Raw genomic sequence first — 26,235 nt, 5'->3', positions numbered from 1 at the left:
TATGACACCAAAAAAGATCCTGCGTCGCCCCCAGCCCGAGACGTTTCCGGACTGGGGGCAAAACCTGCCTCCCTTGCTTCGCCGCCTGTACGCCGCCCGTGGCATTACTTCCGATGAGCAGCTCAGCTACACGCTGAAACACCTGGCCTCGCCCATGTCACTTCGGGGCATCGACCGGGCCGTCGAAATACTGGCAGAGGCTATCGAGCAGCAACAGCGGGTTCTTGTGCTCGGCGATTTTGACGCCGATGGCGCCACCAGCACGGCCGTCGCCATGCTTGGCCTTTCAATGCTGGGTCTGCAGAGCATCGATTTTCGCGTTCCGAGCCGGTTTGCCGATGGCTACGGCCTGACGCCGGGTATTATTGAGCGCTTGCGTGATGAAGGTCAGCTTCCCGACCTGATGGTTACCGTCGATAACGGCATTGCCGCTGTTGAGGGCGTTCGAGCGGCCAAGGAGCTTGGCGTGAAAGTGGTGGTGACGGATCACCACCTGGCCGGTGAAGAGCTTCCGGATGCCGATGCCATCGTCAATCCCAACCAGCCGGGTTGTCCTTTCCTGAGCAAGAACGCGGCCGGTGTTGGTGTCATGTTTTACGTGCTCACAGCGTTGCGCAAACAGCTCCGGGAAACCAATCGCCTGCCTGATCCTGAACCCAACCTGGGGAGTCTGCTGGACCTGGTGGCGCTCGGTACAGTGGCCGATGTCGTACCCCTCGACCACAACAACCGGATCTTCGTGGAGCAGGGCCTGCGCCGGATACGTCAGGGTGAGGCCCGTCCCGGTATTCTGGCGCTGCTGGAAGTCGCGGGCCGTGATCACACTGCGATCAGCTCAACCGATCTTGGATTCGTAGTTGGCCCCCGCCTGAATGCCGCAGGACGGCTTGATGACATGAGTATCGGTATTGCCTGCCTGCTGGCAGACAGCCCGGACGAGGCGCGTCGGCTGGCCCGGGAGCTGGATACCTTCAACCGGGAACGCCGGACCATCGAGAAGGATATGAAAGCCCAGGCACAGGATCTGCTGGCCTCCATGTCTTTGGATCTTGAGGGGCTGCCCTGGGGGCTCGCCCTGTTTGATCCTGACTGGCATCAGGGGGTCATCGGCATCCTCGCGGCCCGAATTCGAGAGCAGACCCACAGACCAACCATTGCCTTTGCCCCGGACGACAATGGCAAAGACATTAAGGGCTCTGCCCGTTCTATTCCGGGACTTCATATTCGGGATGTACTTGCCGTGGTCGATTCCCGCTATCCCGGGATCATGAAAAAATTTGGCGGTCATGCCATGGCCGCGGGCATGACCCTCGATAAAGATGATCTGGATGCCTTTTCTGAGGCCTTCGATCGCGCCGTTCGAGACACTCTTTCGGCCGAAGATCTGGAAGCAGCGATCACAACCGATGGGCCTCTCGGGCCAAACGAACTGTCCCTGGACACCGCGGCGCTGCTCAAGCGGGCTGGCCCTTGGGGTCAACATTTCCCGGAGCCGCTGTTCGACGGCGAATTCCGGGTGGTCAGCCAGCGTGTTGTTGGGGAGAACCACCTGAAATTGGTGCTGCAACCTGTCGAAGGCGGCGGGATTATCGATGGCATTGCCTTCAACACCGGCCCGGAAGTGCCCGACTATACCCGCACCGGAGCCAGGGTGGTTTACAAGCCGGATGCCAATACCTTCCGTGGGCGAACCAATCTGCAGCTACTTGTGGATTACCTCGAGCCGCTTGCCTGATTCGCGGAAACCCGCAGGCTGATTTACAAACCGATTTCCGGTAGAATCCCGCCTCTGTTTTTACTCTCCATTTTCTAGAGCGAGTAAGGGTTTCATGGAAATTAATCCCATTGTGACGAAGATTAAAGAGCTTCGTGAGCGCACTGAAGCGCTCAGGGGGTATCTTTGACTACGATCAGCGTAGTGAGCGACTGATCGAAGTTGAGCGCGAACTGGAGCAGCCAAGTGTCTGGGACGACCCGGATCGGGCTCAGGCTCTGGGCAAAGAGCGCGCGGATCTTGAACTGATCGTCAAGACCATCGATAACCTCACCTCCGGCCTTGAAGACGCCGAGGGCCTGCTGGATATTGCCGCAGAAGAAGAGGATGAGGGCACCGTCGCCGAGATCGAGTCTGATCTGGAAAGTCTTGATAAAGAGCTTGAGAAGCTCGAATTTCGCCGCATGTTCTCCGGCGAAATGGACGCCAACAACGCCTACCTCGATATTCAAGCCGGCTCTGGCGGTACCGAAGCCCAGGACTGGGCCAACATGCTCCTGCGGATGTACCTTCGCTGGGCCGAGCGTCGCGGCTTCAAGGCCGAGATTGTCGAGCTGATGGAAGGTGACGTGGCCGGCATCAAGAGTGCCACCATTCACATCCAGGGCGACTACGCCTATGGCTGGCTGCGTACCGAAACCGGCGTTCACCGGCTGGTGCGTAAGTCTCCGTTCGATTCCGGCAACCGTCGGCATACGTCTTTTTCTTCGGTGTTTGTGTCACCGGAAGTGGATGACAGCTTCGAAATTGAAATTAATCCGGCGGATCTTCGGGTGGATGTTTACCGTGCCTCCGGCGCTGGTGGTCAGCACGTTAACCGGACCGAGTCGGCGGTTCGTCTGACTCACAATCCCACTGGCATTGTCGTGGCCTGTCAGGCTGGTCGAAGCCAACACCAGAACAAGGACCAGGCCATGAAACAGCTCAAGGCGAAGCTGTTTGAGCGTGAGATGCAGGAGCGCAACGCCGAGAAACAGAAAGCCGAGGACGCCAAGGCCGATATCGGTTGGGGCAGCCAGATCCGCTCCTACGTTCTGGACGACAGCCGTATCAAGGACCTGCGCACCAAGGTTGAAACCAGTAATACCCAGTCGGTGCTGGACGGTGACATTGACAAGTTCATCGAAGCCAGCCTGAAGATGGCGCTGTAACCAGCGCCTTTGCCACGCTAACCCGGACAACCCGATTCCTAGTGAGCCAAAATGACTGATCAAACTCAGAATGCCGCACAGCATGAGGACAACAAGCTGATTGCCGAGCGCCGCGCCAAACTGTCAGAGATGCGCGACCGGGGCAACGCGTTCCCGAACGACTTCCGTCGTGACGCCACCGCCGCCGAACTGCAGGCGAAATACGGTGATAAAAGCAAGGAAGAGCTGGAGTCCCTCGGTATCAAGGTGGCCATTGCCGGTCGCATGATGCTCGATCGCAAGGCTTTCAAGGTGGTTCAGGACATGACCGGCCGGATCCAGATCTATGCGTCCAAGGATGTCCAGAAAGACACCAAGCACTGGGATCTGGGGGACATCGTAGGTGTGCGTGGCACTCTGTCCAAGTCGGGTAAGGGCGACCTCTACGTGACCATGGATGAGTACGTGCTGCTTACCAAGTCCCTGCGCCCGCTCCCCGAAAAGCACAAGGGCCTGACCGATACGGAAGCCCGCTACCGCCATCGCTATGTCGACCTGATGGTCAACGAGGACAGCCGTCGGGTGTTCTATGCGCGCTCGAAGATCATCAGCGCCATGCGTCAGTACTTCACCGACCGGGACTTCATGGAAGTTGAAACCCCGATGCTGCAGGTGATCCCGGGAGGTGCCACCGCGCGCCCCTTCGTGACCCATCACAATGCCTTGGGTATCGACATGTACCTGCGCATTGCGCCGGAGCTGTTCCTGAAGCGTCTGGTGGTTGGCGGCTTTGAGCGAGTGTTCGAGATCAACCGGAACTTCCGCAATGAGGGGCTTTCCACCCGTCATAATCCGGAATTCACCATGGTCGAGTTCTACCAGGCCTATGCCGACTATAACGACCTGATGGACCTCACCGAGGATATGCTGCGCTCCATCACCCAGAAAGTGCAGGGCACGACCACAGTTGTGAACACCCGCACCCTGGCGGATGGCAGCGAAGAAACCATCGAGTACGATTTCGGCACAACCTTCGAGCGCCTGACCGTGGTTGATGCCATCCTGCGCTACAACCCGGATATCAAGCCTGAACAGCTGGCGGACGATGTCAGTGCCCGCCAGGTGGCGAAAGACCTTGGTATTCATCTCAAGGATGGTTGGGGGCTGGGCAAAGTCCAGATCGAGATCTTTGAGGCGACGGCCGAGCATCGCCTGATGCAGCCGACGTTTATCACCGAGTACCCGAAAGAAGTTTCGCCCCTGGCCCGCTGCAAAGACAGCAACCCGTTCGTCACCGAACGCTTCGAGTTCTTCGTTGGCGGCCGCGAAATCGCCAACGGCTTCTCTGAGCTGAATGACGCAGAAGACCAGGCCGAGCGCTTCCAGGCCCAGGTAGCCGAGAAAGACGCCGGTGACGACGAAGCGATGTTCTACGATGAAGACTACGTGATGGCCCTGGAATACGGCCTGCCGCCCACCGCCGGTGAAGGCATTGGTATTGACCGCCTGGCCATGTTGCTGACCAACTCGGCGTCAATTCGCGACGTCATCCTGTTCCCGGCCATGCGTCCCGAGCACAAGGCCGACAGCCGTAAAGACGAGGACTGATCCATGAGCCCGGTTGAGGTACTGGCCAGCCAGCTCAGGCCCGACCGGGGCTGGAAAGAGCATCTCTCGGAAGAATTTCGCCAGTCCTACATGCAGGGCCTGGCGGAATTCCTCGCTGGCGAGGAACAGGCCGGCAAAGTCCTGTTCCCTGCCAGCCAACACTGCTTCAACGCCCTAAACAGTACGCCGTTGGATAACGTAAGGGTGGTCATTCTAGGGCAGGATCCCTACCACGGCCCCGGCCAGGCCCATGGCCTGTGTTTCTCCGTGCGCCCGAACGTGGCAATCCCGCCTTCACTGGTGAACATCTTCAAAGAAATCCAGGACGACCTGGGCATCGTTCCCCCGGACCACGGCTGCCTGCAACCCTGGGCCGAGCAGGGCGTGTTGCTGCTCAACAGCGTTCTGACCGTCGTTCAGGGCCAGGCCGGCGCCCACCAGGGCAAAGGCTGGGAAACCTTCACCGACAAGGTCATCGAAACCATCAACCGCGAACGGGAAGGCGTGGTATTTTTGCTCTGGGGCAGTTACGCCAAAAAGAAAGGCCAGCACATCGACCGCACCAAACATTTGGTCCTCGATGGCCCCCATCCCTCGCCACTAAGCGCTTACCGGGGTTTCTTCGGTTGCAAGCACTTTTCAAAGGCGAACGACTGGTTGCAACAGCATGGAAGGCCCACTGTTGATTGGGCGTTGCCAAGCAAATCTGAGTTGATCGAGAGATACAAGAAGAGCTGAGAGGGCAGGTCAGGAGCGCCTTTCCAATTTTTATCGGTGTGAGGGTGGCAGTTTTTTCCCGACAGGAAAAGCTGTCTGAGCGAAGCGAGTTCTTTTCCCGAGGGAAAAAACTGCCACCCCCGCGCCAGCCCCCAAAAACGAGGGGGCCAAGGGACTGCGGCAGGTATTACTGAAGCAGCGCCATAGCCGCTTCCATCTGGGCGTTCAGATCCTCTTCCTCGCTCATGTCGATATTCGGATCCAACCCAAGACGGTCAAAGGCCGAAATCTTCGTCCAGTCCATTTCATTCCAGGGATGCTCTGAACCCGCCACCAGCTGCAGATTGGCAACCATCACCAGATCCGCATAGTCAGGCGCCGGCACCTCACGGTTGAAGTTGGAGTATTCGAGGGGAACGTTCTGAAGCTCCTTCGGGAAATCCCATTTCTTGAGGATGGTCGCGCCGATCTTAGGATGAAGCTCATCAACCACATTGTCCAGCATGATGCTGCTGATCTGGATATCCTGGTCTTCCACATAGCGCAGGATCGGCAGCACACCGATCAGATGCACCAGGCCTGCGAGAGTAGCCTGGTCCGGCTTGAGTTTGGTGTAGTGTTGGGCCAGAACGTGGCAGACACCGGCCACTTCGGTACTGGTCTGCCAGGTGGCACGCATGCGCTTGTCGATCATGTCGGAAGTGGCCTGGAACATCTGCTCCATCGCCAGGCCCATGGCCAGGTTGCTGGTGTAGGCCATGCCCAGGCGGCTGACCGCCATGTTCAGGTTCTCAATGGCGCGACTACCGCGAAACAGTGGGCTGTTGGTCACCCGGATGATACGCGCGGACAGAGCTGTGTCATTGCTGATGACCTTTACCAGGTCGGCAATTGAAGAATCCTCGGATTGCGCAATATCTCTGACCTGAAGCGCTACCTCCGGAAGAGTTGGGAGTACCAGCTTGTCATTTTCGATGGCTGCGTTGAGATCGGCTTTGATGGTTTCAACAATATTCGACATGGTCAGTAAAGGTCCGCTTAAAGATTCGGAAGAGTGGCCAGAGTGCCTGACCCACCATCCGAACAATCAAATATGTGAGCTACTGCATAGCAAAATAGCAAATTCTGGCGCGTTTGCCTGTCAACTTATGTATCTGATTGTGGGCTTTTTTCCCTTTCGGGCACTGAGTAGGGCAGTGGCATTGGGGCCAGCACCGCCTCCGGCAGGCCGTCCGGATGCAGGGTATTTTCGGCTGCATCGTGACGTACAACAGCGAGCAGCTCTATGCTGCTGTCGCGGTATTTTACCGAGTTCACCACTTCTCCCACTGACCGTTCGCCAGCAAGGAGGGCGCTTCCGGGGGCGGGCAGCTCTTCCGCACGTTCAAGACGGAACCGGAACAGGCTTTTTTTCAATTGCCCGAGGAAATGCATCCGGGCAATCACTTCCTGACCCGTATAGCAACCTTTCTTGAAATGCACGCCGTCCACATGCTGCCAGTTCAGCATCTGTGGCACGAAGGACTCCTGTGTGGCGGCCGTGAGAGAGGCCACACCCGCAGCAATCTCGGATGCCTGCCAGTCAGTGACGGACATCTGGTCGCCGGCAGGAAGCGCCGGTTCACTCTCTTCAGTCTGCCAGAACTCGAAGCGGGCTGTGCCCTCAGCTGTTGGTTGTGTCTTCACCAGTATGCCGTCCCTGACTGGGCTCGAGTCGCCAGGCTCCTTGAGTTCGTCCAGAGCATCACCTCCGAGGCTTTCAGCCAATTCGCTGCCAAGAATGCCGATAATTCTGGACTCCTGGACCTCCTCCATGGTAGTCCCACGAAACAGCATCAGGTATTTGCGCAAGTGGCTGATGATGTTGTCGGCGAGCTCCGAAGGGAAATCCATCAGGATATCGTCGCCTGCCCGGACCATGCGGGTAAGGCAGTAGGCACGTCCCTTGGGAGTCGCAGCGGCGGCTCTTGGGGAGCGGTCCGGGGTTACTTCATCCAGGTTCTGGCTGAACTGGCCCTGAAGAAACTTATCGGTGCCGGGGCCGCTGATGCGCACAACCACCTGGTCGTCAAGGACCGCCCAGCCGTTGTTGGGCAGGGGATAGTCTGCAACGGCTGATACAGGGGAGTCTGTGTCGGTCATGGCGTGCTCCAGATCGGTGAATCAGGTGGATGGTCGCTCGGATCGGCCCAGTCTGAGCCACACCCTGAAGCGACGGAAATCGTCTGCCGAAACGTTACCCGGTCTGCCGGGTGACGGTGCCAGCAGTATCGTGGTGTAAGACTGGAATCTGGTGCCGTTCGGGCGCAGTTTCAAGAGCGCCAGCCCGGACCAGATCCGACTGGCCGCCAGCGGAAGCACCTCGACCTGCTGGTTGTCTCCGGTTTTGGCGTACATCTTTCCGTGTTCAATCAGGAGGCCATGCACAGAACTGTCGCCCAGCAGTAATCCGTTGGACCGATACTGCAAGGTGGCACCGACCAGTGCAACCGGTGCTCCAACAAGAAACCAGGTTTTGCCGGCTAGCGCCGCGATAAGCAGGAAGGCCAGTAGCAGCAGCCAGGGCAGCACTGCGAGGACGCCAACCGACAGGGAGGGGGTGAGCGTCAGCTCAATCCGGCTGGACACGTTTGAGGATGATGTCGACCATGCGTTGAAGATCCGGATCTGCCGGGCGGCTGCGTTGCATAAACCACTCGAACATGTCGTTGTCCTCGCGGGTGAGCAATTTCTTGTAGCGGGCCTGGTCGTCGGCGGCCAGATCGCGGTAGGCCTCTTCCATGAATGGAATCAGGAGGTTGTCGAGCTCGAGCATGCCGCGACGGCTGTGCCACCACAGGCGGTTGAATTCTGCTTTTTCGGACGATGCAGATGTCTCTGACATAGTGTTTACCATTGAATCGTTTTAGAGAGTCGGTGTTCGTTCAGGGCGCAAGCGTTCGGTAAGTCGTGGGAACCAGTACGGTATCACGGACCTCATTGAGCAGTCCCGGATAATCCAGCGTGTAGTGCAGTCCGCGGCTTTCTCTACGCTGAAGTGCCGAACAGATGATCAGGTCGGAAACGGTGACCAGATTTCTAAGTTCCAGCAGGTCATTGGTGACACGGTAATTGCTGTAAAACTCGCCAATTTCCGCGGACAGCAGGTCCACCCTGTGCTTGGCCCGCTGGAGCCGCTTGGTGGTCCGCACAATGCCCACGTAGTCCCACATGAAGTGCCGCAGCTCGTCCCAGTTGTGGGAGATAACAACGTCTTCATCGGAATCCCGGACCTGGCTTTCGTCCCAGTCTGGTGCTTCCGGCGGTGGCGGAATGTCCGCTTCCCGGCGGGTAATATCCGCTGCGGCGGCGCGACCGTACACCAGGCATTCCAGCAGAGAGTTGCTGGCCATGCGGTTGGCACCGTGCAGTCCTGTGAAGGCAGCTTCGCCCACCACGTAGAGCTGGTTGACATCGGTTCTGGCGCGCTCGTCGCTCATTATACCGCCGCAGGTATAGTGAGCGGCCGGCACTACAGGAATGGGCTCACTGGTGATATCGATGCCAAAGCCCAGGCATTTCTCGTAGATGGTCGGGAAGTGGTGTTTTATGAAGTCCGCGGGCTTGTGGCTGATGTCCAGGTAAAGATGATCCGCGCCCAGCCGCTTCATTTCATGGTCAATGGCCCGGGCAACGATATCCCTGGGCGCCAGCTCGCCGCGCTCATCAAAGCGGTCCATGAACCGGGTGCCATCAGGCAGTTTCAGAAGGCCGCCTTCACCACGCACTGCCTCCGTGATCAGAAAGGATTTGGCGTGGGGATGATAAAGGCACGTAGGGTGGAACTGGTTGAACTCCATGTTCGCTACCCGGCAGCCGGCCCGCCATGCCATGGCGATACCGTCCCCCGAGGCGCCGTCCGGGTTGGTTGTGTAGCGGTAGGCCTTGGACGCGCCGCCAGTGGCTATCACCGTGAATCGTGCCCGGAACAGTTCCACGTGGTTGTCTTCAAGATTCAGTATGTAGGCGCCGACACATCGGTTTCCCGGCAGGGACAGTTTGCGATTGGTGATCAGGTCCACCGCGACCCGACCGGACATGAGTGCGATGTTTGGGCGTGCCTCTGCCTGGGACGTCAGGGTCGTTGAAACCGCATGGCCGGTGGCATCGGCTGCGTGAATGATGCGCCGGTGGCTGTGCCCGCCTTCACGAGTCAAGTGGTAATGGGCGTCCTGATCCCGGGTAAAATCCACACCGGAATCAATCAGCCAGTTGATGCTTTCCTTGCCATGTTCGACGGTGAAGCGCACGGCATCCTCATGGCAAAGGCCGGCGCCGGCGTTCAGGGTGTCAGTAATGTGGTTTTCGGTGGAATCCTGATCATCCAGAACCGCGGCGATCCCGCCTTGCGCCCAGAGAGTGGCGCCGCTGCTGATCTGCGCCTTGCTCACCACGCAGACCTTCAGATGCTCCGGAAGGTTGAGGGCGACGGTGAGGCCGGCAGCACCACTGCCGATAATTAGAACATCGTATTCGAAGGACTGTGGCATCGGGTCGTTATCGCAGGCCATAATGTGGACGTGTATTGAACTAAACTTTACGCTTGCTGTCTATTTGGCCTGACAGGGTGAGCCGCCTGACAGGTGGCCGAGCCCGTTTCATAAACGGACGCCGGATAGCATCAATGACGCAGCGAAACTTGGTACAGGCCGGACAGCTGGCCATCAAATCAGGGAACCCCGGCAACCAGTCCATGACTCCTGATACAGATAAACAACAGGGCGAACAATCGGACAGCCAGACAGATCTGCAGTTGGTCCGCAAGGTCCGCAATGGTGACCGCGCCGCGTTCGATCTTCTGGTGGTCAAGTACCAGACCAGGGTCGCATCTATCATCAGTCGGTACGTCTACGACAGCCAGGAAGTCATGGATCTGACCCAGGAGACCTTCGTGAAGGCATTCAGGGCGATCGAACGTTTCCGGGGCGACAGCGCCTTCTATACATGGCTGTACCGGATCGCCGTGAACACCGCAAAGAACTACCTGGAGTCCCGGGGGCGTCGCCCGCAGGGCAGTGCTGACTCGGCGGAGGCGGAGAATTTTGATGATGGCTCCCGACTCCGGGATACCGCATCGCCGGAACGACTTCTGCAACGGGAACAGCTCCAGAAAGAACTGAACCGGGCTATCGCCCAGCTTCCTGAAGAGCTCCGTTCTGCCTTTCTGCTCAGGGAATACGATGGCCTGAGCTATGAGGATATTGCAGGGATCCTGGAGTGCCCGATCGGCACCGTCCGTTCACGAATATTCAGAGCCCGGGATGCAGTTGATAAGCATCTTGGACCTTTACTCAATCACTCCGTGACGTAATTGAGGTTGCATCCCATGGATGATCGTCTCAGAGAAACACTGTCCGCCATGATGGACGACGAAGCTGACGAACTTTCTGTTCGTCGCCTGCTTTCACACGACAGCCAGGACGAGGTTCGGGCGCAGTGGCAGCGTTGGCAGGACGTCCGGGACCTTATGCATGATGGCCACTCGCCGGCCCATGGTATGGACGTCAGTGTTGCCGTCCGTGAATTGCTTGATGGCCGCGGCTCCGCAACAGCCCGGCCCGATCCCGCTGTCCAGGAAAATAAGGCTGGCCGATGGCACTGGCCGGCGGCCGCGATGGTTGCCATGGCGCTTCTGGTTGGATTTGGCGCCGGCGCCGGCTGGGATTCGTCCGGTGCGGGTCCGGTTCAACCTGTAACCGCCGCCGCGCCGGAAACGCCTGTTCAGGATCAGCCGGTCAGGGAAATAGCCCTGCAGGGTCTTGACGAAGAGCAGTGGGAATTCATGAGTCGCTACCTGCTGGAACATGCGCAGCACAATAGCGTTGGTGCTGGGCGGGGCGCCGTCGGCTATGCCCGACTGGTCAGCGCCAACGGTGCCGGTTACTGAACCCCGGAGCAAGTGTGATAATGCCTCAAGCCCTCATCAATGTTCTCCGATGCCGTGCGCTGTCAGTGCTCGTGGGTCTTCTGCTTGCCCTTGCCGGAGCGCTTCCTGCTGCTGCGGACGAGGATGAGGCAGCGACCTGGCTCGAAAGGCTCGGGCCGGCGCTGAATATGACCTCCTATCGGGGTGTGTTCGTTTACGCCCGAGGAGAGAACGTGCACTCCATGCAGATTGCGCATCGGTACAATAACGGTGTTGTTGAAGAGCGCCTGGTGCTGCAGGACGGCGGCAGCGGCGAAATCGTGCGCAAGGGCATGAACGTGGTCTGCGTGCTTCCTGAAACAGGCCGTGTGAAGCTCGATCAGGTCATTCCCTCAGGGCCGTTCGCGGAAGCATTCACCAGTCAGTTGATGCCGGTTAGTCGCTGGTATCGGGCAGAAATGAAAGGTGAGGATCGGGTTGCGGGATATGAGGTGGTTTCTGTATCGCTGAGCTCGAAAGATCCCTACCGTTACAGCCATCGACTTTGGCTGGAGAAATCCACCGGGCTTTTGGTAAAGAGTCATGTCCGCAACGCTGAGGGCGAGGTGCTTGAGCAGTTCCAGTTCACCAGTCTGCACATAGGTGAGGACATCCCCGACAGCGAATTTAAAATCCGCACCCAGGGTCGGGAAATTTCCCGAACGCTCGACGAGCCCACTCCCACGGCATCTGTAGTTCAGCGCATGAACGGCTGGCAGCTTGGCTGGCGTCCGGAGGGGTTCGTACCCGCCGCGGCGCCCCGCTCCGGCAAGGGCCAGGCGGTTGCCTTCTCTGATGGTCTGGCAGCTTTCTCGGTGTTCGTTGAACCGGCTGGTCCGGTAACCATGCCGACGGGGGCCTCCAAGATTGGTGCTACGACGGTTTACATGCACCAAGTAAACGAGGGAGATAACGCCTTTCTGATCACCGTTGTGGGGGAGCTGCCTCCGCAAACAGCCCGTCAGGTTGCAGAGTCGGTCCGTATTGAAGACTCCCTGGCCTTGGGGGCGGGTGAATCGTGATTACCGAAACCGGAAAGGTTGTCGCGCTCAAGGGCGACCGGGTCTGGGTCCAGACGATTCGAACCAGTGCCTGTCAGAGTTGCGCGGCCCGCAGTGGCTGCGGCCAGAAGGTACTCGCGGCGGCGTCTGGTGGCCGCGCCAACCAGATTCTGGTGACGAACTCGATCAATGCCGGGGTCGGGGATGAAGTCACCATCGGTATTGACGAGCAGGCGTTGCTGGGCGCTTCTCTTCTGGTCTACGCCTTACCGCTGATCCTGATGGTGGTTGCAAGTGTCCTCGGCCACCATCTGTCCGGCGGGCACGATGGTGCGGCAATGCTGTCTGCTGTCGCTGGCCTGGTCCTGGGGTTTTTCACAGGGCGAAAACTGCAAAGCGCCGGCGGCAGCGATTATGAGCCCCGTCTGGTCCGGGTAAACCGGGTTGCCTCTGAAAACTGTCTCTAAACCCTACGGTTTTGTAAGTTGAAAATCGATGGGGCGAACCCAAAACTACGCCTAGGTGTAAGAACAACAGGGGGTACAACATGTCGAGTGCAACAGCAGTTGCCCAGCCGTCACGTAATTTCATACCCGGAAGGATGCCGGCCGCTTTGCTGGTTTTGCTGTCGGCCATGGTGTTGGCAGTCTGGAGTCAGGCGAGTTCAGCACGAAGTCTGCCCGATTTTACCGAGCTGGTTAAAGACAACGCCGGTGCGGTGGTGAACATCAGTACAACCACCGAGCCCACGCGTCGCAATTCCGGCTCTCCCGGAATGCCGTTTGATGAGCGTCAGCTCGAGCAGCTTCCCGAGTTTTTCCAGGATTTCTTCCGCGGCCCCCAGTCTCCGTTTGGTGGCGGACCGGGTAACTCTCAGCCCAGCCGCTCCATGGGCTCCGGCTTTATCGTATCCTCTGACGGCTATGTGCTGACCAACAATCACGTCGTTGAAGGTGCTGATGAGATCATCGTCCGTCTGAACGACCGGCGCGAGCTGCCTGCGACACTGGTTGGCACTGATCCCCGTTCCGACATGGCCGTACTGAAGATTGAAAACGGGGACGACCTGCCAGTCGTGAAGGTAGGCCAGTCCCGGGATCTGAAAGTCGGTGAATGGGTCTTTGCGATTGGCTCGCCGTTCGGATTCGATTATACGGTGACTGCTGGAATCGTCAGCGCCCTGGGTCGCTCGCTGCCATCGGAAAACTACGTGCCTTTCATTCAGACTGATGTGGCAATCAACCCGGGCAATTCAGGCGGGCCCCTGTTTAATCTGGACGGTGAGGTCGTGGGTATAAACTCCCAGATCTACACCCGTTCTGGCGGTTTCATGGGGGTCTCGTTTGCCATCCCCATCGACGATGCCATGAATGTGTTCCGCCAATTGCGTGACAAGGGTTCGGTCTCCCGCGGTTGGCTAGGGGTATTGATCCAGGAAGTGAACCGGGATCTGGCCGAATCCTTTGGCCTCAAGCGGCCCCGCGGAGCACTGGTTGCCGAAGTGATGGCGGACTCGCCGGCGCAGAAAGCGGGTCTGCAGGCGGGGGATATCGTCCTCAGCTATGACGGCGATGAGGTGCAGCTTTCCTCTGACTTGCCGCCCATGGTCGGTCGCACGCCGGTCGGTGAAACCTCTGAGCTGAGGGTGCTTCGTGGGGGCGAGGAGATGGCGCTTCAGGTCGAAATTGGCCGCCTTCCCGAGGAGGGAAGTCAGCAAGCTGCTGCGCCTTCCGGTGACAGTGGTGGCCCTGCCTCTGCTCCCCTGGGCATGTTGGTCGAGCCGCTGCCAGCAGACATGGCCGAGTCCATGGGCGTTGAAGGCGGTGTTGTGGTGAATAATGTTGCCCGGGGTGCGGCCTCCGAAGCCGGCATTCGGGCGGGGGATGTGATTACCGAAATTAACCGCCAGAAAGTGACTTCGGTACAGGAATTCCGCAAGGCTGTGCGGTCGCTGCCTGAAGGCAAGGCAGTATCAGTCCGGGTGGTTCGCCAGGGCCGGGCACTGTATCTGGTGATGAAGCCCTGATACCCGTCTGCTGAGCTGAATCATCGGATAACAAAAGCCCCTGCGGGTGTCGGAAACGACACCCGCAGGGGCTTTTGTTATACTTGACGGTTCAATAAAAATGAGTGGCCATGGAACGGACCAACCACATGATGAACAGACAGGAACTCTCTCTCCGTAAGTTACTGGAATTTCGCAACGCCTGGGTCGCCTGGCTGATTTTTGCCGTTGCCATTGCCGTCACCCTATTGCTTTGGCAGGTGTCCATCCGGCTCGTTGAAGACCGTACGGAAGCCAGTTTCCGCACCCAGTCGCTGCAATTAAAATCCGCCATTGAAGAGCGCTTGCTGAACTATGAGCAGGTGCTGGCCGGCAGCGCAGGTCTGTTTGCGGTGGCCGGAGACGTTTCCCGTGACCAATGGCGTGAATACGTCGAAAAGGTGGATATCAACCGATACTACCCGGGCATTCAGGGTATTGGCTATGTTCGCCGGATTGGTGTCCGCCAGATGGCCGATCATATTGCCTCTGTCCGTGCGGAAGGGGTGCATAAATATCTGGTGAACCCGCTGGGCAGCGGGCCCTATTACTACCCCATGGTTTACCTGGAGCCGGGTACGGAACGTAACCGTCGGGCCCTTGGCTACGATGCCTTCAGCGATCCCATTCATCGCCAGGCCATGGAGCGGGCCCGGGATGATGCCATCCCCACGGTGACTGCCAAGGTGGTGCTGGTTCAGGAAGAACTTGGTGAGGACCAGGCCAGCTTTCTGATGTATTACCCCGTCTACCAGGGTGGGGAGGTGCCCGAGATCCGGGCTGAGCGTCGTATGATGCTGGCGGGCTATGTGTTTAGCGCCTTCCGGATGAACAACCTTATCGACGGCATCGTCGGCTTGATCTCGCCGTTTCTTGATGTCCGGATCTACGACGCCGGAGTGGTTGAGCGTCAGAACCTCATGTACGGCTCCAATCTGGGGTCCCTCGATAATGAATTCAGTTTTCAGATGAGCCAGACCATCAGCCATGGTGGTCGCGACTGGCTGTTGCAGACCCGTTCCACGCCCGCCTTTGATTTCCTGGCCTCGGACCCCCGGCCTCCGATTGTTCTCGGTAGCGGTCTGGTGATCAGTGCCCTGTTGTTCCTCTTCGTGTTGGCTTTGATCCGGTCACGCCTGATGGCGCAGATCAGTGCCGGCCGCTACCGGGCCATTACCGAGGGTGCAGCTAATGTCACCCTGGTCATGGACCGCGCCGGACAGCCTCTTTACGCTAGCCCGTCCAGCCTTGATATTCTTGGCTTTGAGCCGGATCAGGTTCAGGCCCTGAAGTTTGAAGAACTGGTTCATGGTGATGACTGGCCTCAGCTGCAGAGAGGCTTTGACGATTCCGTGCAGTCGCCGGGCAAACAGATGCCGGTTATCCGGGTTCGTATTCGCGATGCCGAGGGGCAGTGGCGGGATATGGAGGGCACCTTTACCGCCATGTTGTCGGTGCCCGGCGTTAATGGGGTTGTGCTTAGCCTGCGGGATCTGACCCAGCTCAAGGCGGCCCAGTCCGAACTGCACCGGTTGGCATTCTACGATCCGCTCACAGGACTGGCGAACCGGCAACTGTTCCGGGATCGATTGAATCATGTGGTCAGCTGCAGCCGCCGGAGTGGCGAGCCGGCCGCCCTCATGTTCCTGGACCTGGATGGGTTCAAGCGGATCAACGATACCCTGGGTCATGATTCCGGGGATGAGCTCCTGCGTCAGGTCGCTCAATGGCTGGTGGGCTGCGTTCGTGAGGAGGATTCAGTTGCACGGCTTGGCGGCGATGAATTTGTGGTTTTGTTGTCTCGGATCAGTGACTCCGATGCCGCCAGTAAGGTCGCAGAAACCATCCTGCGTAGCCTGTGCCAGCGAATCCGGTTGAACGATCATGAAGTCGGTATCACGGTCAGTATTGGTATTACCATGATCCCGCACGACAGCGAAGATGCCGGGACCCTGATGAAGTACGCTGATCTGGCCATGTATCGTGCCAAGGAACTGGGCCGGAACACGTTCCAGTTCTTTACCCCGGCCATGAACATCAAGGCTGCAAGGCGGCTTCTACAGCAGGAGGAGTTGGCCACGGCCCTGGACGGAGATCGCTTTGTCCTGCATTACCAGCCGAAGATTGATCTGGCCAGTGAGCGGGTCATCGGGGTTGAGGCGTTCCTGCGTTGGCATCATCCGGAGAAAGGACTGGTTTCCGCCCAGCAGTTCATCGGTCTGGCCGAGGAAACTGGCCTGATCGTGCGCCTTGGCGAATGGGCCCTGAGGCAGGCCTGTATTCAGGTGCAGGCGCTGGAAAGGGCCGGTTTTGAGTCGCTGAAAATGGCGGTGAATCTGTCTGTTCGCCAGCTGACCGATTCAGGCTTCCTGGATATGATTCGCCAGGTGATCACCGAGACGGGCGTCTCGCCCGAGCGCCTGGAGCTGGAAATGCCGGCGGAACTGCTCAATGAAGACCCGCGAATGCTTCGTGAGTTGTTGGTGTCACTTCACGATCTAGGGGTCTGCCTGATTCTTGATGATTTTGGTACCGGTTCCTGTTCGCTGGTCTCGTTGCAACAGTTGCCGTTGGATGTGATCAAGATAGATCATCGGTTCATTCGTGATATTCCTTACAATGTCAGTGCCACGGATGTCGCATCCGCGGTAATTGCCCTGGCTCGCAAGCTCCATCTCACTGTGGTCGCGGAGGGTGTGGAAACCCCACAGCAGCTGAGCTTCCTGAAAACCCACGGCTGTGCCCAGTGCCAGGGCAACCTGTTCAGCTATCCGCTGGACGAGGATGCGCTCATTGGTTTCCTTATACGGCAGTACGAAAGGCCGCTGATTTCCTGATCATGGCAATGGCGGCCGGTAACCGGTAAAATCACGCCGTTCCCGGATCCGGGTAGCGGCCCCTCCGGGCTCAATCCTTCGTCTTAACTGAGTATTCATTGTCTGTGACTGAACTGAGCCGAATCCGTAACTTTTCCATTATCGCCCACATCGACCATGGTAAATCCACGCTGGCAGACCGTTTTATCCAGGTTTGCGGCGGCCTGACCGACCGTGAAATGGCCGAGCAGGTCCTGGACTCCATGGATCTCGAGCGTGAGCGAGGGATTACTATCAAGGCCCAGAGTGTCACGCTGAATTACACGGCCCGTGACGGGCAGGAATACAAACTGAACTTTATCGATACCCCGGGCCACGTGGATTTTTCCTACGAGGTTTCGCGGTCGCTCTATGCCTGCGAGGGGGCCTTGCTGGTGGTGGATGCCGGGCAGGGGGTCGAGGCCCAGTCCGTGGCCAACTGCTACACCGCCATTGAGCAGGGGCTGGAAGTGGTGCCGGTTCTGAACAAGATGGACCTGCCCCAGGCCGAACCGGAACGGGTAGCGGCTGAAATTGAGGACATCATCGGCATTGAAGCGTCTGATGCGGTCCGCTGTAGTGCCAAGAGTGGCCTGGGTGTTGAGGATGTGCTGGAAGATCTGATCAAGAAGATCCCGCCACCGAAGGGCGACCGCAGCGCGCCCCTGCAGGCGCTGATTATTGATTCCTGGTTCGACAATTATCTGGGCGTCGTGTCTTTGGTGAGGGTGACCGAAGGCACCCTGAAAAAGGGCGACAAGATCGTCATCAAGTCGACCGGCAGGGCCTGGAACGCCGATAAGGTCGGTATTTTCAATCCCAAACCGAAAGACACCGACATGCTGGAATCCGGCGATGTCGGCTTCGTGGTGGCCGGTATCAAGGACATTCACGGGGCTCCTGTTGGCGATACCATCGTGCACCAGAAGTTCGCCGAACAGACGCCGATGCTGCCGGGGTTCAAGAAAGTGAAGCCCCAGGTCTATGCCGGGTTGTTCCCGGTTAGCGCCGATGACTACAACGATTTCCGGGATGCCCTGGAAAAACTCACCCTGAACGATGCCTCCCTGTTTTTCGAGCCAGAGAGCTCCGATGCTCTTGGCTTCGGTTTCCGCTGCGGTTTCCTCGGCATGCTGCACATGGAAATTATCCAGGAGCGGCTGGAACGTGAATACGACATTGACCTGATCACCACGGCGCCAACGGTTATCTATGAGGTGGTTACCAAACAGGGTGAGACCCTGTCGGTAGACAACCCGTCCCGGCTTCCGGATATTGGTTCCATTGAGGAAATGCGTGAGCCGATTGTGGAAGCAAATATCCTGGTGCCCCAGGAGCATATCGGTAACGTAATAGCCCTGTGCGAGGAAAAGCGTGGCGTCCAGAAGAACATGCACTTTATGACGACCCAGGTTCAGCTCACCTATGAGCTCCCGATGGCCGAGGTGGTGATGGACTTCTTCGATCGGATCAAGTCGGCCAGCCGCGGCTTCGCCTCTCTGGATTACCACTTTACCCGATTCCAGACCGCCAATCTGGTGCGGCTGGACGTGCTGATCAATGGCGAGCGCGTTGATGCACTGGCCCTGATCGTGCACAAGGAACAGGCCAATTACAAAGGCCGACAGCTGATAGAAAAGATGAAAGAACTGATTCCGCGGCAGATGTTCGATATTGCCATTCAGGCCGCCATTGGTAACCAGGTGGTCTCGCGGGTCACAGTCAAGGCGCTTCGCAAGAACGTAACCGCCAAGTGTTACGGTGGCGATGTGAGCCGGAAGAAGAAACTGCTGCAGAAGCAGAAAGAAGGTAAAAAGCGTATGAAGCAGCTGGGTAATGTCGAGGTGCCTCAGGAAGCGTTTCTTGCCGTACTGAAAGTGGATAAATAAAAGGCCTCCTGGATGGATATCGATTTTCCCCTGGTACTGGTGGTACTGACCTTTGCAACGGGTCTGATCTGGCTGGCGGACAAGCTGTTTCTTCGTGAGCGTCGTCTTGCTGCCTACCGTGCCAGCGGTGCTGCCGGAGAAGTGGGTGACGGCTCATCCGCGGAATCTGCAGAGCCGAAAGAACCCTACCTGGTCGATCTGAGCCGATCGTTTTTCCCGGTGTTGGCGATTGTGCTGGTGTTGCGCTCCTTCCTGGTGGAGCCATTCCAGATCCCGTCAGGCTCCATGCTGCCGACACTGGAAGTCGGTGATTTCATTCTGGTGAACAAATACGCCTATGGATTCAGGCTGCCCGTTGCCGGCACCAAAGTGATTCCGGTCGGCGATCCGCAGCGCGGTGATGTGATGGTGTTTCGTTATCCGGAAGACGGGCAGACCAATTACATCAAGCGGGTGATCGGTCTGCCCGGTGATCGTATCCGCTATCGGGACAAGCAGCTGTTCATCAATGGAGAGCAGGTGGAAACCCGGTTTATCGCGCGGTTGCCGCCGATGGAGCTGCGCCGCGAAGACCTGGGTGAAGTGGAACACGACATTTTCCTGACCATGGGTCGGGTCGGCGGCAACGGTGAGGGTGAGTGGCTGGTACCCGAGGGCCATTATTTTGTCATGGGTGACAATCGCGACAACAGTAATGACAGTCGCTATTGGGGCACGGTCCCGGACGAGCTGGTGGTAGGCAAGGCATTTGCTATCTGGATGCACTGGAAATCCCTTACCAGTCTGCCATCCTTTGATCGTGTGGGCGGAATCGAGTAACTCGGACTATCTGGAGCGCAGTTATAATGAAGAAAAACAATCTTTCCGGCATGGGCCGTCAGCGCGGTGCCTCGGCATTGACCATGATGGTGATGGTGCTGTTTTTTGGTGGCCTGCTGACGCTGGTTATCAAGCTTGGCCCCGCCTATCTGGATGACATTACGATTCAGGAAGCGCTGGAAAGCCTTGATGGCACCGAAGGTCTCTCCAAGATGGGGCCGGCCCAGGTTCGCACGCTGATCAACAAACGGCTCAGTGTGAACAATGTCCGCGGATTTGATGCCAAGAATATTTCGGTCGATAAGGACGGTGATCTGGTCGTTATCAATGTTGATTACGAAGTGCGCAACAACCTGTTCAGCAATGTGGATACGGTGGTTCACTTCAAGCACGCATATGAGATGAAGGGCAAGTGAGTTCACAATCGGATCTGGATCAGTTACAGCGGCGCATCGGCTATCAGTTCAAATCGCCGGAGCGGCTTCTGCTGGCACTTACCCACCGGAGTTACGGAAATCAGAATAACGAGCGCCTCGAGTTCCTCGGTGATTCCATTGTGAACATGGTGATTGCCGAGTATCTGTTCCTGCACTTCGAGAAAGCCCGTGAAGGCCAGCTGAGCCGTCTTCGGGCCCGGATGGTAAAGGGCGTAACGCTCGCAGAGATTGGTCGCGAGTTCGAGCTCGGCAGTTACCTGCGCCTGGGCTCCGGCGAATTAAAAAGCGGCGGGTTTCGTCGGGAATCCATCCTGGCCGACGCGGTGGAGTCCATCATTGGTGCGATCTACCTGGACAGTGACTTTCACACATGCCGGGAGCAGGTCTTGCGCTGGTTCGAGCACAGGTTGGAGAAGCTTGATCTCCAGGATACCCAGAAAGATCCCAAGACCCGCTTGCAGGAATACCTTCAGTCCCGCCAGTTTCCACTGCCACGCTATGACGTTATTTCTGTGGACGGCGAGGCCCACAACCAGACATTCCATGTATCCTGTGCGCTGCCGTCATTGGACCGAAAGACCGCCGGGACCGGCAGCAGCCGCCGCGTGGCCGAGCAGCAGGCAGCCCGTAACGCCCTGAAAGAACTGGGCGTGGAGAACCAGTAATGAACGATATCACCCGTCCGGAAAACCCGGACAGCCGCTGCGGCTTTGTGGCCATCGTCGGCCGTCCGAACGTGGGTAAATCCACGCTGCTGAATCATATCCTCGGACAGAAGCTGAGCATAACCTCCCGCAAGCCGCAGACCACCCGCCACCAGGTTCTTGGTATCAAGACCGTGGGACCGGTGCAGGCGGTCTATGTGGACACACCGGGCATGCACGAAGAGGAGCCCCGGGCTATTAACCGTTACATGAACAAGGCGGCCACGTCGGCGCTGATTGATGTCGATGTGGTGGTGTTTGTGGTGGATCAGCTGGCCTGGACCACCGCGGATGAGATGGTGCTGGAGAAGCTCAGCCGCCTGAAATGCCCTGTGATCCTGGCGGTGAACAAGGTCGACAAGATCGAAAAACGGGAAAGCCTGCTACCGCATCTGGATATGCTCTCGAAAAAGCGCGAGTTTGCCGAGATCATTCCCCTTTCAGCCCTGAAAGAGACCAATCTTGAGCCTCTGGAAGAGGCGGTGGGGCGTTACCTGCCGGAGAGTATCCACTTCTACCCGGACGATCAGATCACCGACCGCAGTGAACGTTTCCTCGCCTCGGAGATCGTTCGGGAAAAGATCACCCGCCAGTTGGGAGCCGAGTTGCCTTACTCGGTTGCCGTGGAGATCGAGGAGTTCAAGCGCGAGGGCAAGACCCTGCACATATCCGCCCTGATCCTGGTCGAGCGAGAAGGTCAGAAGAAGATCATCATCGGCGAGAAGGGCGAGCGGATGCGCCGCATTGGTCAGGAAGCTCGTACGGATATGGAGCGTATGTTCGACAGCAAGATCATGCTGAGGCTCTGGGTCAAGGTGAAGCGTGGCTGGGCAGACAGCGACCGGGCCCTGAAGAGCCTGGGCATGAACGACCTCTGAGGTAGCTATGAAGGGGCCTGAGCTGCAGGAGCCCGCTTATGTCCTTCACCGCCGTCCCTGGCGGGAAACCAGCCTCATGGTGGATATTTTTTCCCTGAACCACGGACGCATGACGCTCATTGCCCGCGGGGCGAGCGGCGCCAAGAGCCCACTTAAGGCCCAGCTTCAGCCGTTTCAGCCGCTGGTTGTGGACTGGGCCGGTCGAGGCGATCTGAAAACCCTGACCCAGGTCGATGTGCGAACCGGCCCCACAATCACCCGGACAGTGTCGCTCTACAGTGGCCTCTACCTGAATGAACTGTTGCAGCGGATTCTGCCCGCTGCAGATCCCCATCCCACGCTCTTTGCAGCCTACATCGATGCGATTGGGCAGTTGTCTGACACCAGGGATGTGGAGCCGGTGCTTCGGCGGTTTGAGCTCGCCTTTGCCTCCGCCCTCGGCTATGACTTTGCCTGGGATCGTGCCACCGATACCGGACAATCCGTCGAGCCCGGCGGGGAGTATTGTTATGATCCGGAGCAGGGCATAGTGTCCGGGCTGTCGCCCGGTGTGCGCCTGCGAAATCTTCCGGGCGATGTTTTGCTTGATCTCGCCGGGGAAAATTTGCAATCGGAGCGCTGTCGGCGGCTGGCAAAACGGGTCATGCGAGTCCTGATCGATTACCTTCTCCAGGGACGCCCCCTGAACAGTCGCAGCCTTTTCACTCACCTTCGGGGAGAATCCCATGAATCCTAGAGTACTGCTTGGCGTCAATATTGATCACGTTGCCACCCTCCGTCAGGCGAGGGGTACCCGGTACCCTGATCCGGTTCAGGCAGCGCTGATGGCCGAGGAGGCCGGCGCAGACGGCATCACAATCCATCCCAGGGAAGACCGGCGTCATATTCAGGATCGGGATGTGCTGCTGCTCAAAGAGGTGCTCCAGACCAAGATGAATCTGGAAATGGCTGTTACCGATGCCATGCTGGCGTTTGCCGAGCAGGTCCGGCCGGAATGTATTTGCCTGGTGCCGGAAAAGCGTGAGGAATTGACCACTGAGGGCGGTCTGGATGTCGAGGGTCAGGAATCCCGGGTTGCCAAGGCCTGTGAGCGCCTGGCCCGGATTGGTGCCGAGGTGTCACTGTTTATTGATCCGGACCCTGTCCAGATTGATGCCGCGGTCCGCTGCGGCGCGCCGGTAGTGGAGCTGCACACCGGAGAGTATGCCGAGGCCGAAACACCTGAAGCCGAGAACGCCGCCTTCAAAACCATTGCCGATGCCGTCGCCTACGCCCGCAAAAAGGGTTTGATTGTGAATGCGGGCCATGGCCTGCATTACCACAACACCGAGCGAGTGGCGGCAATCTATGGCATCAACGAACTGAATATCGGCCACGCCATCATAGCCCGTGCGGTCTTTACCGGTCTCAAAGAGGCGGTCCGGGATATGAAAGCCATCATCGATCAGGCCCGAAGCCGGGTCTGAGACGGGGCAGCCTCAGGTCGTTTCGGCGGCCTCATGGCGTTCCCGGAACAGCTGCTGCCAATCGGTCTGGTCGCTCCAGATCTGCAGGCGCTCCATGGCCGAGAGCAGCTGGTCTTTCTGGTGCTCCAGATCCGGAGCAGAGCATTTGATGGCCGTTTCCAGATGGTTGGCTGCGGCTCTCAGTTCCGGTACGCCGCAGTAGCGGGTAGCGCCATGGAGCTTGTGAACACACTCCAGCAGCTCATCCATGTTGTCGTTGGCCCAGAGTTCCGGAATCCGCTCGCTATCCACGTGTACCTGCTCCAGCAGCATGCTGAAAAGTTCCTCGGCCAGGTCCGCCTTGCCTGCGGCCAGTTGAATGCTCTCCTCCACGCTGACGCAATCCTGCTGCATTTTGCGTGTTGAAGGCCGGAGCGCCCGACGGGTGTCGCGAACTTCCGGAACGGGAAGCCGGCCGTCGCTGCCGCTCTTCGGGCACACGTAGCCGGTGTACTCATGAATGATGTCGTTGAGCTGGCCACTGCTGATGGGTTTGGGCATGTAGCCATCGAAGCCCTGCTTCGTCAGTCGTTCCTGCTCGTCCGCCAGGGCATGGGCGGTCAGGGCAATGATCGGGGTCCAGTGATTGCCGGTATCCATCTCCCTTAGCCTGGCAGTGGTTTCTACCCCGTCCATGCCAGGCATCTGCAGGTCCATGAAGACCAGGTCGAAGGGTTTCTGTCTGGCCTTGCTCAGGGCTTCAAAGCCGCTGGAAGCTCCTTCGGCGTCCAGTTGACAGTCTTCCAGCAGGGTCATCACCAGCTTCAGGTTGGCGTCGTTATCGTCCACGGCCAGTACCCGCGGCACATCCGTGGTGGTTGCGCGGTTGGCCGAAATCTCATAGTCGGGAACCCGCCCGCTGGAATTGATGCCGTGTACCAGCAGCAGAAGCTCGTCGTAAAGGGAACCTCTGCACACCGGTTTGGTGAGATGGCCGCTGGCAAGTCCCGATAGCGGTGTGTCGTGGGTTTCGAGAGTGGGAGTCAGCAGCAACGTCCGGCAATCCCGTTCGATCTCCAGGGTACGGACAAGACCGCAGTACTGACTGGAATTGAGCAGGTGGCGGGTAATGCCCAGAATGGCAACGGCATAGCCTGCCTGGCTTTTCTGGGCCTCTTCAATGTGTTCCTGCAGTGCGCCCGGCGACGCGACCCGGTCGACCACCATGCCCCAGTCCCGTAAAAGGTGTTCCACGGCCAGACCGGTTGTTTTCTGTTGTTCCAGGTAAATGACCCGTTCCCCTCGCAGGGCATCCCTGGGCGCAATGGCTTCACCGCTGGTGGCAAGCTCCGAGGTGAGGGTGAACCAGAAGGTTGAGCCTTTGCCAAGTTCGCTTTCGAGTCCGATCTTGCCCCCCATCTCTTCTACCAGACGCTTCGAGATGGCCAGTCCAAGGCCGGTGCCACCGTATTGCCGTGCAGTGGAGGCATCGGCCTGGCTGAAGGCATTGAACAGGGATTGCTGCTGGGCCCGGGAAAGACCCACGCCGGAATCCGTGATACTCAGGCGCAGGGTTACCCTGTTGGTGTCAGTCTCTTCCTCTTCCAGGCTCGCCCGCAGGACCACCTCGCCGGTCTGGGTAAACTTGATGGCGTTGTTGACCAGGTTGGTGATCACCTGTTTGACCCGCAAGGGATCACCCATGATGTTGTCCGGCACATCGTTGTAGACCAGCGGCACCAGATCCAGGTTCTTGGCATGGGCAGCCGGCGCCAGCATCACCATGACCTCCTCGACAATATCCCGCAACTGGAAAGGCACCCGGTCCAGGATCAGCTTGCCGGCTTCGATCTTCGAGAAATCGAGGATGTCGTTGATGATGGTGAGCAGTATCTCCGACGACTTCCTGATGGTGCTCAGGTGGTCACGTTGCTGCCGCGGCAGTGGACTCTTCAGGAGCAGTTCGGTGAAACCGATGATGCCATTCAGCGGTGTGCGTATTTCGTGGGACATGTTGGCCAGGAACTCGGACTTTATCCGGCTGGCCTCCAGAGCCTCTTTTCTGGCGAAATCGAGCTCAATGTTCTGGATTTCGATGGTCTCCAGCGTTTCCCGCAGATCCTCGGTGGCCTGGTCGATGTTTTGCTGCATTTCGGCCTGTGCCTTGCTCAGCTCCTCGGCCATGGCATTGAGCCCGGACTCCAGTTGCTCGAATTCCGGTCCTGCCCCAGTGTAGACCCGAGTGTCCAGCTTGCCTTCCTTGAGTTTGGCAACGGCTTCGTTAAGCTCAAACACCGGATTGATAAACGCCCGGCTCAGCCGCAGGGCGATGACCATGCTGAGAATAACGCCGCCGAGAATCAGCAGCAGGGAGATCAGCAGGGCTTTGTACGTCTCCTTTTCGGTGCGGATATGGGACATTTCCACCACCACCCAGCCCAGAGGTTCCCGCAGATTCGACATCGACTGGCGGACATCCGGGTCGAGCATGCTCTCGATCATCAGATCCTGCAGGAAAACGGGGGTGATGAAGCGGGTGCTGTTTTCCCGGGATATTCGGGTCGCGTGCTCGGCGGTGAGTTCCCCGGACTGCACGGACTCGGAGCTTCCCGGTCCGGTATGAAGCAGGCGCGAGCCGTCACTGCCAAAGAAGGTAATGGAGCGGACGTCCTGCTCTTCCAGGAGGGCATTGGAGAGACTGCTGAGCAGGCTGCGGTTGGCGGTAAACAGGCCATACTCGGAGCCGGCGGCGAGCTGACGGGAGAGTGATTCGCCCCGATCCTTCAGCAGGCTTTCTATATTGTTAACCCAGCTGTAGGTGAAGAACAGCCCCAGCATCAGGGTGGTCAGCAGGGTGGGAACCAGCGTTACCACCAACACTTTCTTGCGAATGCCCCAACGTCGCATACCGTGATCCTGAATTATTGCTTTTGTCCGCGTCGCAGAGCGGAAAACATCCGTGTTAAGAATAGCTGATCCGGAAAGAGATA

At 58.3% G+C, this 26,235-nt stretch carries 23 protein-coding genes; 17 read left to right on the top strand and 6 right to left on the bottom strand.

Going from position 1 to position 26,235, the window contains the following annotated elements:
- Nucleotide 1 precedes the first annotated feature (1 nt).
- The 4 genes from recJ (at nt 2) to ung (ending at nt 5,250) form a co-directional block, all read left to right on the top strand.
- Nucleotides 2-1,735, top strand: a complete 1,734-nt coding sequence (gene recJ, locus CFT65_RS16175; protein ID WP_088829087.1) for a single-stranded-DNA-specific exonuclease RecJ — start codon at nt 2-4, stop codon at nt 1,733-1,735.
- A gap of 94 nt (nt 1,736-1,829) precedes the next feature.
- Nucleotides 1,830-2,925, top strand: a protein-coding gene (gene prfB / locus CFT65_RS16170; protein WP_141103822.1) for a peptide chain release factor 2 whose coding sequence is annotated in 2 segments (ribosomal slippage) — nt 1,830-1,901 and nt 1,903-2,925 — 1,095 coding nt in all. Because the reading frame shifts where the segments join, the coding sequence is not laid out codon by codon here.
- 51 nt (nt 2,926-2,976) lie between these two features.
- Nucleotides 2,977-4,512: a lysine--tRNA ligase gene (gene lysS / locus CFT65_RS16165; RefSeq protein ID WP_088829085.1), complete on the top strand. Its 1,536-nt coding sequence runs from the start codon at nt 2,977-2,979 to the stop codon at nt 4,510-4,512.
- A gap of 3 nt (nt 4,513-4,515) precedes the next feature.
- Complete coding sequence (ung, locus tag CFT65_RS16160; RefSeq protein WP_088829084.1) at nt 4,516-5,250, top strand: uracil-DNA glycosylase; 735 nt, start codon at nt 4,516-4,518, stop codon at nt 5,248-5,250.
- A gap of 166 nt (nt 5,251-5,416) precedes the next feature.
- Here ung and CFT65_RS16155 read toward each other — a convergent pair whose 3' ends face one another.
- The 5 genes from CFT65_RS16155 to nadB all read right to left on the bottom strand — a co-directional run bounded on the left by CFT65_RS16155 (nt 5,417) and on the right by nadB (nt 9,758).
- Nucleotides 5,417-6,250, bottom strand: a complete 834-nt coding sequence (locus tag CFT65_RS16155) for an HDOD domain-containing protein (RefSeq protein ID WP_088829083.1) — start codon at nt 6,248-6,250, stop codon at nt 5,417-5,419.
- Between the two features lie 125 nt (nt 6,251-6,375).
- Entirely contained in the window at nt 6,376-7,371 is a 996-nt protein-coding gene (locus tag CFT65_RS16150) for a YgfZ/GcvT domain-containing protein (RefSeq protein ID WP_088829082.1), read from the bottom strand.
- A gap of 21 nt (nt 7,372-7,392) precedes the next feature.
- The gene (locus CFT65_RS16145) at nt 7,393-7,857 is read right to left on the bottom strand and encodes a hypothetical protein (RefSeq protein WP_088829081.1); all 465 of its coding nucleotides are present in this window, start codon (nt 7,855-7,857) and stop codon (nt 7,393-7,395) included.
- The gene (locus CFT65_RS16140; RefSeq protein WP_088829080.1) at nt 7,841-8,113 is read right to left on the bottom strand and encodes a succinate dehydrogenase assembly factor 2; all 273 of its coding nucleotides are present in this window, start codon (nt 8,111-8,113) and stop codon (nt 7,841-7,843) included. The genes CFT65_RS16145 and CFT65_RS16140 overlap by 17 nt, the downstream gene beginning before the upstream one ends.
- A gap of 40 nt (nt 8,114-8,153) precedes the next feature.
- Complete coding sequence (nadB, locus tag CFT65_RS16135) at nt 8,154-9,758, bottom strand: L-aspartate oxidase (protein WP_216360445.1); 1,605 nt, start codon at nt 9,756-9,758, stop codon at nt 8,154-8,156.
- Between the two features lie 134 nt (nt 9,759-9,892).
- Between nadB and rpoE the strand changes: the two genes are divergently transcribed.
- The 13 genes from rpoE to pdxJ all read left to right on the top strand — a co-directional run bounded on the left by rpoE (nt 9,893) and on the right by pdxJ (nt 23,266).
- Complete coding sequence (rpoE, locus tag CFT65_RS16130) at nt 9,893-10,579, top strand: RNA polymerase sigma factor RpoE (protein WP_088829078.1); 687 nt, start codon at nt 9,893-9,895, stop codon at nt 10,577-10,579.
- A 15-nt stretch (nt 10,580-10,594) separates the two neighbouring features.
- On the top strand, nt 10,595-11,155 hold the full coding sequence (locus CFT65_RS16125) for a sigma-E factor negative regulatory protein (protein WP_088829077.1): 561 nt from the start codon (nt 10,595-10,597) through the stop codon (nt 11,153-11,155).
- A gap of 20 nt (nt 11,156-11,175) precedes the next feature.
- Nucleotides 11,176-12,195 carry a MucB/RseB C-terminal domain-containing protein gene (locus CFT65_RS16120; RefSeq protein WP_228705873.1) on the top strand — a complete coding sequence of 340 codons (1,020 nt, stop codon included), beginning with the start codon at nt 11,176-11,178 and terminating at the stop codon, nt 12,193-12,195.
- On the top strand, nt 12,192-12,641 hold the full coding sequence (locus tag CFT65_RS16115) for a SoxR reducing system RseC family protein (RefSeq protein ID WP_088829076.1): 450 nt from the start codon (nt 12,192-12,194) through the stop codon (nt 12,639-12,641). The genes CFT65_RS16120 and CFT65_RS16115 overlap by 4 nt, the downstream gene beginning before the upstream one ends.
- A 134-nt stretch (nt 12,642-12,775) precedes the next feature.
- Nucleotides 12,776-14,200, top strand: a complete 1,425-nt coding sequence (locus tag CFT65_RS16110; protein WP_088829075.1) for a DegQ family serine endoprotease — start codon at nt 12,776-12,778, stop codon at nt 14,198-14,200.
- A gap of 128 nt (nt 14,201-14,328) precedes the next feature.
- Nucleotides 14,329-17,055: an EAL domain-containing protein gene (locus tag CFT65_RS16105; protein WP_088829588.1), complete on the top strand. Its 2,727-nt coding sequence runs from the start codon at nt 14,329-14,331 to the stop codon at nt 17,053-17,055.
- A 104-nt stretch (nt 17,056-17,159) separates the two neighbouring features.
- Nucleotides 17,160-18,962, top strand: coding sequence for a translation elongation factor 4 (gene lepA / locus CFT65_RS16100; RefSeq protein WP_088829587.1), 1,803 nt, complete (start codon nt 17,160-17,162; stop codon nt 18,960-18,962).
- A gap of 12 nt (nt 18,963-18,974) precedes the next feature.
- Complete coding sequence (gene lepB / locus CFT65_RS16095; RefSeq protein WP_088829074.1) at nt 18,975-19,781, top strand: signal peptidase I; 807 nt, start codon at nt 18,975-18,977, stop codon at nt 19,779-19,781.
- Nucleotides 19,782-19,807: 26 nt separating this feature from the next.
- Complete coding sequence (locus CFT65_RS16090; RefSeq protein WP_088829073.1) at nt 19,808-20,197, top strand: DUF4845 domain-containing protein; 390 nt, start codon at nt 19,808-19,810, stop codon at nt 20,195-20,197.
- A complete protein-coding gene (gene rnc / locus CFT65_RS16085; RefSeq protein ID WP_088829072.1) occupies nt 20,194-20,883 on the top strand; it encodes a ribonuclease III in 690 nt (229 codons plus the stop codon). Before CFT65_RS16090 ends, rnc begins: the two co-directional genes overlap by 4 nt.
- Nucleotides 20,883-21,800, top strand: a complete 918-nt coding sequence (gene era, locus CFT65_RS16080) for a GTPase Era (RefSeq protein WP_088829071.1) — start codon at nt 20,883-20,885, stop codon at nt 21,798-21,800. The genes rnc and era overlap by 1 nt, the downstream gene beginning before the upstream one ends.
- A 7-nt stretch (nt 21,801-21,807) precedes the next feature.
- Entirely contained in the window at nt 21,808-22,536 is a 729-nt protein-coding gene (gene recO, locus CFT65_RS16075; RefSeq protein WP_088829070.1) for a DNA repair protein RecO, read from the top strand.
- A complete protein-coding gene (gene pdxJ / locus CFT65_RS16070; protein WP_088829069.1) occupies nt 22,526-23,266 on the top strand; it encodes a pyridoxine 5'-phosphate synthase in 741 nt (246 codons plus the stop codon). Before recO ends, pdxJ begins: the two co-directional genes overlap by 11 nt.
- A 12-nt stretch (nt 23,267-23,278) precedes the next feature.
- Here the strand turns inward: pdxJ and CFT65_RS16065 are convergent, their stop codons facing one another.
- Nucleotides 23,279-26,152 carry an ATP-binding protein gene (locus tag CFT65_RS16065; RefSeq protein ID WP_088829068.1) on the bottom strand — a complete coding sequence of 958 codons (2,874 nt, stop codon included), beginning with the start codon at nt 26,150-26,152 and terminating at the stop codon, nt 23,279-23,281.
- Between the last annotated feature and the right edge of the window lie 83 nt (nt 26,153-26,235).

Source organism: Marinobacter sp. es.048, assembly GCF_900188435.1.
Classification (GTDB): domain Bacteria; phylum Pseudomonadota; class Gammaproteobacteria; order Pseudomonadales; family Oleiphilaceae; genus Marinobacter.
The sequence above is the reverse complement of the archived record's forward strand: the minus strand, read 5'-3'. Positions and strand labels throughout refer to the sequence as shown.